The following is an 8662-nucleotide window of genomic DNA, read 5'->3' as shown; positions in this document are numbered from 1 at the left end:
GAACTCGGGCGGGTAGTTCCTCATCACCATCAGGGACATCTCTTCCCCTGGACCTCAAGATCCAGTCTCCAAGGTGTCTACGTTCAAGGGGAAAGACCCGCTTGCGTCATAGCCCGCCGGTTGCGGCGCACCAGCCGGTCGCTTCGACAGGACGCCGCCACCCACCTCGGCGAAGCCGAGATCCCGCTACAGCTCATCATGGGCAAGACCCGGCACAAGAACCCCCGCACCGCCGTGCGCTACGTTAAGCCCCGGCGCCGACACCATCGCCAAGGTCACCGAGATACTGGCGCCCCGCCGCCGTACCCACTGACCAACTGAGTGGCAGCCGACCGGAGCTGCAGGAACTCCCGGCACTCAAGCTCGCTGTCTGCCACCTTGGGGCGGCTGGTCCGTCCAGGTGGGATGCGGCTGCTGGGATGGGAAGACAACCACCAGCCCCACGGGCCTGAAGACGGCCCATGGCCGAGATCACTCGGCATAAGGCCCGATGGGCACCGCGACGATCGTCGCCTCGGCGGAAGACCCGGGCACCAGGCGGATGGAGTCTCCTGGCTGAGCTGAGGCGAATTCCTGTGGGTCGGCCGGGCGCACATGGTGGTAGAGAACGCGCCGTTGGACGTCGTCCAGGAGGATCTGCTGCCCGGCGAGGTCCACCTGAACCTGGCTCGTGAGCAGAACGCTGAACTCCGGCTCGGTGGGCGGCGGGCTGCCGGAGGTGCCGCGGGTCATGATGATCTCCGACCAAGTGGTGCGGACTTCCTCGCCGCGCAAGAGCCGCGCAAGGTGTATGAGTTCGCCGATTTGCTCGGGCGTCCTCTCGGCCAGGTCGGGAACGGTCACACGGTGGAAGGCGTGGGTCTGGACGGTGATCAGCGCCTGCAGGAGATCAGCCGTCCAGCGGGCCATGCCCGGCAAGGGCGAGGCATCCACCTCGGTGTCCTCCGGCCGCCAGAGCGAAGTGAGAGGGCGACCGCCGCGCACCGCGACGACAAGTCCGGTGGTGGCGGGGATGTCGGCCACCAGCTGTATCGCCGGGAGCACATCGGCGGGAATCTTGCCGACGACGGAGGACAGGGTCATCCGGACACGGTCGCGATCAGGTCCGTTCAGCCGGAACTGGAACTCCAGGACTCCGGAGCGGTCGGTGCCCGAGAGCCACGTGCCGGGGCCGTCCGCGCCACGCGCGATCTGCACGTCGATCAGGTCCAGCGTGTGAGCCACCGTGTTGTCCGAGGTCAGGAGTCGGATCTCCAGGTCAGGCAGGTTGTTGTTGGTGCCGGTAGGAACCATGAAGCTGAACCGGCCTGGCCCAGGGGAGGCGAACAGGCCCGGTGGCCCGGTCACGTTGGTGACGGTACCGGGCACGTCATGGAAGGGGGCGCCGTAGCGCAGCCAGTCCTCGACCGCCTGCTGCTCGGGAGAGCCGACGGGGACCTCGAGCTGGACGGCAGTGCTGATCGGCCGCAGCGTCAGCGACTCGGCGCATCGGGGCAGCAGCCGCATCAGCAGGTACGACGCCTCGTCCAGTTGCCGGTAGTACACCCAGGCCACCGGCACAGGGCTGTGCAGGTCGGCGTCCCATGCTTGCTCGCGCACGCGGCCGGAGCGTACCTGCACCTCGTAGCGGTAGAAGGGGTCCACCTCGTCCAAGGCGGCGGCCAGGCTGCGCTGCCGGGCGATGATCGCCTGGAGCAGGTCCTCGCCGGGTACTCCTCCGGGCACGTCTCGGCCGCCCTGCAGCACGTCGGCCATCAGCCGTGCCAGACGCTGCCCGCCGTCGCCGAAGTAGTACTCCACCAGCGCGGAATTGCCGGCGGCCATCCCGTCAAGGGTGATGCCGCCCATCCAGTGGGTGTGGATGCCGTGGCCGGTGGTGAGCTGCTCCAGCCAGTCCAGCCGCTCGTTGGTGGGCTCCCAGGGGGTGACTAGTGTCCAAGAGCGCACTGGCAGGACCGGCAGCGTTTCGGCGGCGAAGGTGTTCCAGGAGTTCTCCACGCTGGTCGCCTGCTTGGCCGTGAGCGCGCGACTGTAGCGTTTGACCTGGTAGATGTCGTATCCGTCGGGATTCCAGACCCGCACATCGACGCCCCGGTCGCCGCGGGAGGGCGTGATGCGGTTGCCGTGCGGATACTTGAGCAACAATAGCGCCGCGACGAACTCCTCGACCTTCTCACCGGGTTCGCGCTCCCAGTTCACCGTTGTCATGCGTCATAGGGAAACAGATGCGGGGACATTGCGCCGTGACGGCCGATCAGCCGTCACCTGACCCCAACACGTGGCGTCCCACACCTCCACCCACCGAACCACATGTCGGTGCGCTCACCTGCCAGTAACCAGTACGGTTGCCCCCACACAACGGCCTGCGCGCTGCGCGGGCCGCCAATGTGCACCCTTCATACCGGGGTCACAGTACCTGTTGATCACCTGCTCCGGTGTGGCTACGTTGTGTGAGTGTCTGCGGATTTTGAGGGCGATCGATTTTCTGACGCAATCCGGCTGCTGCTGCTCATCGCGGCCGTGGCCGATCCCATCGGCACTCCGGTTGAGCCTGATGTCCCGGCGAACGCTGTGGCCGTTATGCACGCGGAGAGCCGCCTGCAGAAGCTCGACTTCTGGCTGAGAAACCCCGACTATCTCGCTGATGAGCTGTTGAACGACTACGAGCGCAGCGGCGAGACGATCCTGCTGGACCTGGCGGGTCAGATCCTGGATTCCGACGAGCCCGAGGTGTGCGCGATCCCGATGCTGCGGTACCTGTTTGGAGCGTTCGAATATCTGGATCGGGCGTTAAGCGTGCTGGCCGCCCCGCGCCTGGTGGTCGTCCGGCAGCGCCGAAGCCAGATCCGCGTCATCCAGGACAGCTACTACCTGACCAGCAAGGGCCGTCAAATCGCCGATCAGGCCACCGCCCAGTTCCCCGAGCTGGCCTGGTACACCGAACGGGCACTGCTGGTGCGCGCCTTGGCCGAGGCGACCGGCCACACGGCGCTCGCGCTGCGCAAACGCCAGTACCTGCAGCGTGACTACGCCCAGACGCCGCTGGGAGAGATCATTCCATCGATCGCCGACCGGACGCGGAAGCGCCTGACCGCGCTGCGCGAAGAGACTTCGTGGGGGGCCGTTCATGAGTGAGGACCTGTCCGTACCGTCGGAGAGCGAGTTGCACCGGCGGATCACCACCAGGCTCGGCGACGCCGACCCCGAGGAGGTCACCGCGATCCTCGCCGCACACGGCCTCGATCTGACGCCCCCGCTGCCGGCCCGTCGCGAACTAGTGGTGCACCGCCTGTACTGCGAAGGGGTCAAGCGCACCGGGACCGCTGCGAAGGACGGCCCGTTCACCCTGGACATTCCGCTCGGGCCGGGGCCGTGGGTGATCGCCAGCGAGATCAACTCCGCGGGGAAGTCGAGCGCACTGTGGGCGTTGAGCTTCGCGTTGCGCGGCGAGGGGTTCGCGGGGTTCCGGCGGCCCGAGACGGTCGGCTGGTTCCACTACGTGCGCGCCGATGTCGAGGTCGGCGGGGTGCCGGCGTCGGTCCGGCTCACCTTCGAACGGCCTGGCCGCCCGCACGCGCGTCTTCTGAGCGCCGACACTCTGCCGGCTCTGCTGGCCCTTGAGGGCCGTAGCGAGGAAGGGCCGGGTGTGCGCGTGGTGTCGGAGGCCGAACCGCCCGAGGTCGAGGCGCTGATCGGCCGTTTCATGCTGGATCGGCTCGGCCTGCGCCCGATCTCGGTGTGGACGGCTGAACCGGGCGCGCCGAGAGGAGAGGACGGGCAGCGCGACAGCACCGAGCAGGTGCACGGCTGGCCGAGCTTCTTCTACGCGCTGGCGCTGAACTCGGCCAACGACACCATCCTTCTGGGGCCCACGACGGTTGGCCAGTTGCCAGTGCGGCTCATGCAGTTGTTCCTGGACGTCCCCTACGCCTCAGAGCTGACGCGCCTGGTCACCGCGCGCAAAGCGGAACTGCAGGAGGAGAACAGGGTCGCGCGACGCGCCGACGAAGACACCCGGGCCCGGGTGCAGAAGGCCGAACCGCTGCGCGCCGCGCTGGCCGACGCTCAGCAGCGGCTGCACGGCCTGCGAGAGGCACAACCGGACATCACCGTGTTGCTGCAGGCCGTGGAAGGCGCGGCCGCCCGGGTCGTCGCCTGCCAGGATGCTCATCAGATCGCGGCCAGCCAGTTGGAGGCCGCCCGCAAGAATAGGCTGACCGACCAGCGGGCGGCCCGGCGCGCCCGGCAGAGCAGCGCCGCGCGGCTGCTCCTGGGCGCCCTGGATCCCGAGGCATGCCCGCGCTGCGACCACGACATCGATGATGCCCGCCGGGCCATTGAGGACACCGATCACCGATGCTCCGTCTGTGCCAACCCGCTGCCGGAGGGGCCAGACGATGCGGAGGCGGAGCAAGCGGCCCTCACCCGCATCGACGACCGTCTGGCCGCCTCGCAGGCCGCAGAGACCCTCTCCAAGGCGGCGGCGGATCAGGCCGCTGGCACGCTGGAGCATGCCCGCACAGCCTATGCAGAGGCGACCGCGGCCCTGGCCACGGCGCGGTCCAGCGAAGCGCTCATCCTGCTGGAACAGACCCAGAAGGAGGTGTTCCAGCTGCAGGGCGCGTTGACGCTGGCGGTTGGCGAGGCCGACGGTGCGCTTCCCGCGCTGGCCGCGGTTCTGTCCGAGCCCGCCACCCAGCCAGTCCGGCTGGCCGGGTCGCAGCCGCTCACCGACGAGCGGGTCCTGGCCGTGGCCACCGAGGTCGTCAAGGAGGTCGTCGACACCCACAGCCGGGCTCTGTTCACCGAGCTCAACGGTGAGATCCTTGCCATCGCTCGAGCGTTGGGCGTGACCAACCTCGGCAGCGTCAACCTCAACCTGGCCGGCCACCTGAACGCCATCAAGTCCGGCGCGAGGCACCCTTATGCGTCCTTCAGCCCCGTCGACCGGCTCCGGATGAGAATCGCGGCGGTCGTCGGGATGATCCGGGTCGGACGCCGCCGGGGCATCGTCTCTCATCCCGGGCTCCTGCTCGTCGACGCCCCCACCGCCGATGAAGTCGTCCCCGAAACCGCCCGTCAGGTCATGCAGACCCTCTACGACACCGGCAACGACGTCCCTGGCATACAGATGATCATCACTTCGATCGAGAGCGCCGTCTGGGACATTTTCCCCAAGGACCGTATCGTGACGGGCGTGCACGGCCGCGAACTGTTCTAGGGCCACAACGCCGCCAGGCCTGGCGGTGCAGGAGGGAGGGACAGCATGCACCCCATGGACCAGCGCATCAGCGTGTGGGCACGCAGCGTCCCGGCCGACGCCCGCCGCAACGGGCCGACCCTGACCGACCTGGGAGGCAAGGACGAGGTTTTGGCTGCGGCCGCCTACTTCACCCATGGGCCCTTCCTCGACCACCTCGTTCTGGCGCTCGCCCACCAGTTGGAGCACGAGCCGGGCGACGAGACGGAACTTCACGACCTGCTCCTCGCGGGCCTGGCGGCCACGACCCGGCACGCGGCCTTCGCCGGCGCCGTCGACGCCCTCACTCATCGCCCCGCTCTGGCGCGTGCCCTGGGCGTCCGACTTACCAAGACCCTTTTGCGCCGCCTCACCGACGCCCAGGACGCCGACGACGACCCTGCAGCCGCTCTTATCGGGGCTGAGGCCGCCGACTTCCTCGTCCAGCTGGCGCTGTCACAGACGATCAGTCCCGCCCGGCTGCTGGGCGCCATGGACGAGGTCACCGAGGATCCCGCCGCGCTGCCGATCGAGTTCGCCGTCCGCCTACCCCGGCTGCTGGGCGTCCTGGACGCCCACCACCCCGCGGCCGGCCTGCGCGAGGCCCTGGAGCGGTGCCTGCCCTTCGACCACCTCTTTCGTGACGCGGCCTTCGAGCTCGCGCTGGCCGATATCCGAACCGCGCTGCAACAGCGGGACTACGCCACGATGGCCGACCGGCTTCGCGACTGCCGGCAGCGCTTCACTGACCTCACCGCGGTCGACCCCGACCGCATCGACGCCCAGATCTACCGGGCCGGCATCGACGGCCTGCTGGGCCTGTCCGCCCCGGACGGCCCGCAGCGGGTCGCCGCCGCGGCGGACACGCTGCGGGAGAACCTGCACCGCTACCGTTCCTGGCGGATGCGCACCACGACCCCGTCCTGGGCCTGCGGCCGCCAAGACGACATCACCGCCTGGGCCCAGCTGACGACACTCCTGGACCAGGCGGCCCGGCACATGGGCCACGACGACCCCTGGTACGGCGACGGCCACGACATCCTCACCGCCCTGCTGGCCGCCTATACGGCCCACCACACCGTGCTCGTCCTGACCGGCACCCCGGCCATGCCCGTCGTGGAGATGCTCGTGGCGCCCGTCATCGAGGACACCTTTCTGCAGCAGGAGAACCGCAGGCGGACTCTCGAGTACGCCCTCATCCACGAAGAGGACCTACGCGACGATCCCGCCGCTCAGCACCTGCACGCCGCCCTGTCCGCCCGGTCGACCGCCCTCAGCGGAAGCGATCCCGCCCTTCCTCCGGCCGACCGGGGAAAAGAACGCCGCTGGCGGCAACTCGCGCGCCAGCTCCCCGATTACTTCCCGATCCTCGCCGACCAGACCCCTGACAATGTTCTGGACAAGCTGGAACTCGCGCTCCGTGACAGCGATGATTTCGCCTCCTCGATCGCCGATCCCAAGTACGCGCGGCTGATGAACGGCCTGATCACCCGACTCCAGACCTCCCCGGACTGGATACCCGGAATCGCCGAGCCGTTCCAGAGCCTCCTGGACGCCACCGTCCGCTACGCCTACATGTGCTACGACATCGGCCGGAAGATGGGCGGTAGCTACACCGAGTTTCTGCGGCTGCGCGACAAGGACGGCAAGAAGCAGAAGGTCGATGAAGCGCTCTTCCACCAGCACTACCGGGAGGTCCTCACCTTCTCCGCACTGTTCAGGCAGGTGCACTCCGAAGTCATCGACAAAGGCGGCGGCCGCGCAGACATCCTGTTCACCTTCAATACCGCGCAGTTCAACGTCGAATGCAAAATCGAGGAAGACGACGCGAGCGAACCCGGGCTTCGCACCTACGTGGCGCAAGCAGCCGAATACCAGAACACCAGCGCCGCGTTCGCCATCCTCCTCGCCCTGGACAAGACCGTCACCGCCGAAGGCGCCGTCAACCTGTTCAACAGCATCTGGATCGAAACCGTCCAACGGCCCGGCGAGACCACGCCCTGCCACGTCGTCATCGTGCGTATCCCCGGAGGCCGGGACAACCCCAACCTGCTTCGCCCAGGCCCCTGACGGCCAGACGACGTCGACAGCGCTTGGCGCCGTTTTGGTCCCCATAGGCAATCCCAGATCAAGACCTCGATGGTTATCTGGGTTGCCAAGCGAGGTCGGAACCCGCCTTTCGGCATGGCTGGCCTCTCCAGGCTGCCCGCTGGCGCTTGCCGCTCTGGCGACAATCCCAGCATCCAGCAGCCGCACGTGAAAGCGCTCCTCCTCATCCGGGTTGTCAGAGACAACGCCACCCGTTATCTAGTGTTCTTGAGCGAAGTAGCAGGTTAGCCGCTCGAAGGTCTGTAAGGCACGTCAGGCAAGTAGGCTGCTCGCGTTCGGCGAACGCACGATCCATGTCGGCCAGGGAGGAGGACGACCTGCCGGCAGCACGTGGTCGCGGGTGCACGCGCACGTTGCCGAGCTGGCTGCGGCCAGGTCTCCGGGTACGGCGGGCGAGCGGCACCGCTACCCTTTCGAGCAGTGGGCGCACGGTCCGTCATGGGTCACCCATGGCGAGGACGGCGAGGCGTGGATTGGGCTGTCGGCGCGGCCGCTGGACGGGTTGCCGGACGTGGCGCTGGTGCCGCTGGCTAGTCACTCGCGCGGTCATTCGGGCATGGCCGAGCGGGCGGATTCGGGGTGTTTGCTGCACGCGGGCGACGCCTACAACGCGCGCGGTGAGCTGGAGTGGCCGCCGCGCTGCCCGCCGCATCTGCGGCTGGCGCAGCGGGTGGTGGCCACCGATTACGCGCTGCGGCTGGCGAACCTGAAACGGCTCCGGGAGCTGCCGCGGCTGGTGCGGGTCTTCAGCGCCCACGACGCCGAGGAGCTGGCCGCCTTCTGAGAGCGTCTGAGCAGTGTGTGGCCGCGCCCGCCGCGGGTCGGAGTGCGGGCAGGCGCGCCGGGCGGGGCCGGCTCACTCCTGGGCGGGCGCCTCGGCCAACCCCATCGCCGCCGGATCGCTGCGTTCCTGCCTGGAGATGGTGCCTGACCCGCGGCGGCGACGGCCTGCCCGCTGCTGATCGCCTTGAGCCGGTCCTCCCGGGTGGAGATCCCCCGGGCCGCGAGCGATCAGCTCGGCAGGATCGGCTCCGTGGCGTCGGGTGAGGCGATGCAGGCGCGTCGCCTGCTCACGGTCGAACGCGCTGCCGTCGAGGGAGAGGCGGCGCTTGGTGAAGCAGGCACTGAACGCCTCGGCCGGTGGATCGTCCGGCGGGGCCTGGCCCTCACGGTCGCTGGCGGCCGGTTCCTCGAGCGCCGGCTCTTGGGCGGGACCGGCGGGCGGGCGGCCGGGGCGGGGGCGCGCTCCCCGTGGTCCTCGTGGTCCTGGGCGACCGGCGCGGCCGCCGCGGTGGTGGTGCCGCCGGCCGGGGT

Annotated in this window: 6 protein-coding genes; 5 read left to right on the top strand and 1 reads right to left on the bottom strand. The window is 68.9% G+C overall.

Annotation, left to right across the window (positions count from 1 at the left end; all coding sequences use genetic code 11):
* Positions 1 to 471: 471 nt before the first annotated feature.
* Positions 472 to 2208 carry a restriction endonuclease gene (locus FAF44_RS50110; protein ID WP_237110562.1) on the bottom strand — a complete coding sequence of 579 codons (1737 nt, stop codon included), beginning with the start codon at positions 2206 to 2208 and terminating at the stop codon, positions 472 to 474.
* A 246-nt stretch (positions 2209 to 2454) separates the two neighbouring features.
* On the opposite strand from FAF44_RS50110, the gene FAF44_RS50105 reads away from it, so the two are divergent.
* The 5 genes from FAF44_RS50105 to FAF44_RS50085 form a co-directional block, all read left to right on the top strand.
* Complete coding sequence (locus FAF44_RS50105) at positions 2455 to 3135, top strand: hypothetical protein (protein ID WP_237110561.1); 681 nt, start codon at positions 2455 to 2457, stop codon at positions 3133 to 3135.
* Positions 3128 to 5221 (top strand): hypothetical protein, encoded by a 2094-nt coding sequence (locus tag FAF44_RS50100; protein ID WP_237110560.1) that lies wholly within the window; start codon positions 3128 to 3130, stop codon positions 5219 to 5221. Before FAF44_RS50105 ends, FAF44_RS50100 begins: the two co-directional genes overlap by 8 nt.
* Positions 5222 to 5275: 54 nt before the next feature.
* Complete coding sequence (locus tag FAF44_RS50095) at positions 5276 to 7309, top strand: hypothetical protein (RefSeq protein ID WP_237110559.1); 2034 nt, start codon at positions 5276 to 5278, stop codon at positions 7307 to 7309.
* A gap of 379 nt (positions 7310 to 7688) precedes the next feature.
* The gene (locus tag FAF44_RS50090; protein WP_237110558.1) at positions 7689 to 8132 is read left to right on the top strand and encodes a hypothetical protein; all 444 of its coding nucleotides are present in this window, start codon (positions 7689 to 7691) and stop codon (positions 8130 to 8132) included.
* A gap of 183 nt (positions 8133 to 8315) precedes the next feature.
* Positions 8316 to 8662, top strand: a 347-nt coding sequence (locus FAF44_RS50085; RefSeq protein ID WP_237110557.1) for a hypothetical protein, incomplete at its 3' end; no start/stop codon positions are given.

Origin of the sequence: Nonomuraea sp. MG754425, assembly GCF_021699195.1 — a bacterium.
GTDB lineage: Bacteria > Actinomycetota > Actinomycetes > Streptosporangiales > Streptosporangiaceae > Nonomuraea.
The sequence above is the reverse complement of the archived record's forward strand: the minus strand, read 5'-3'. Positions and strand labels throughout refer to the sequence as shown.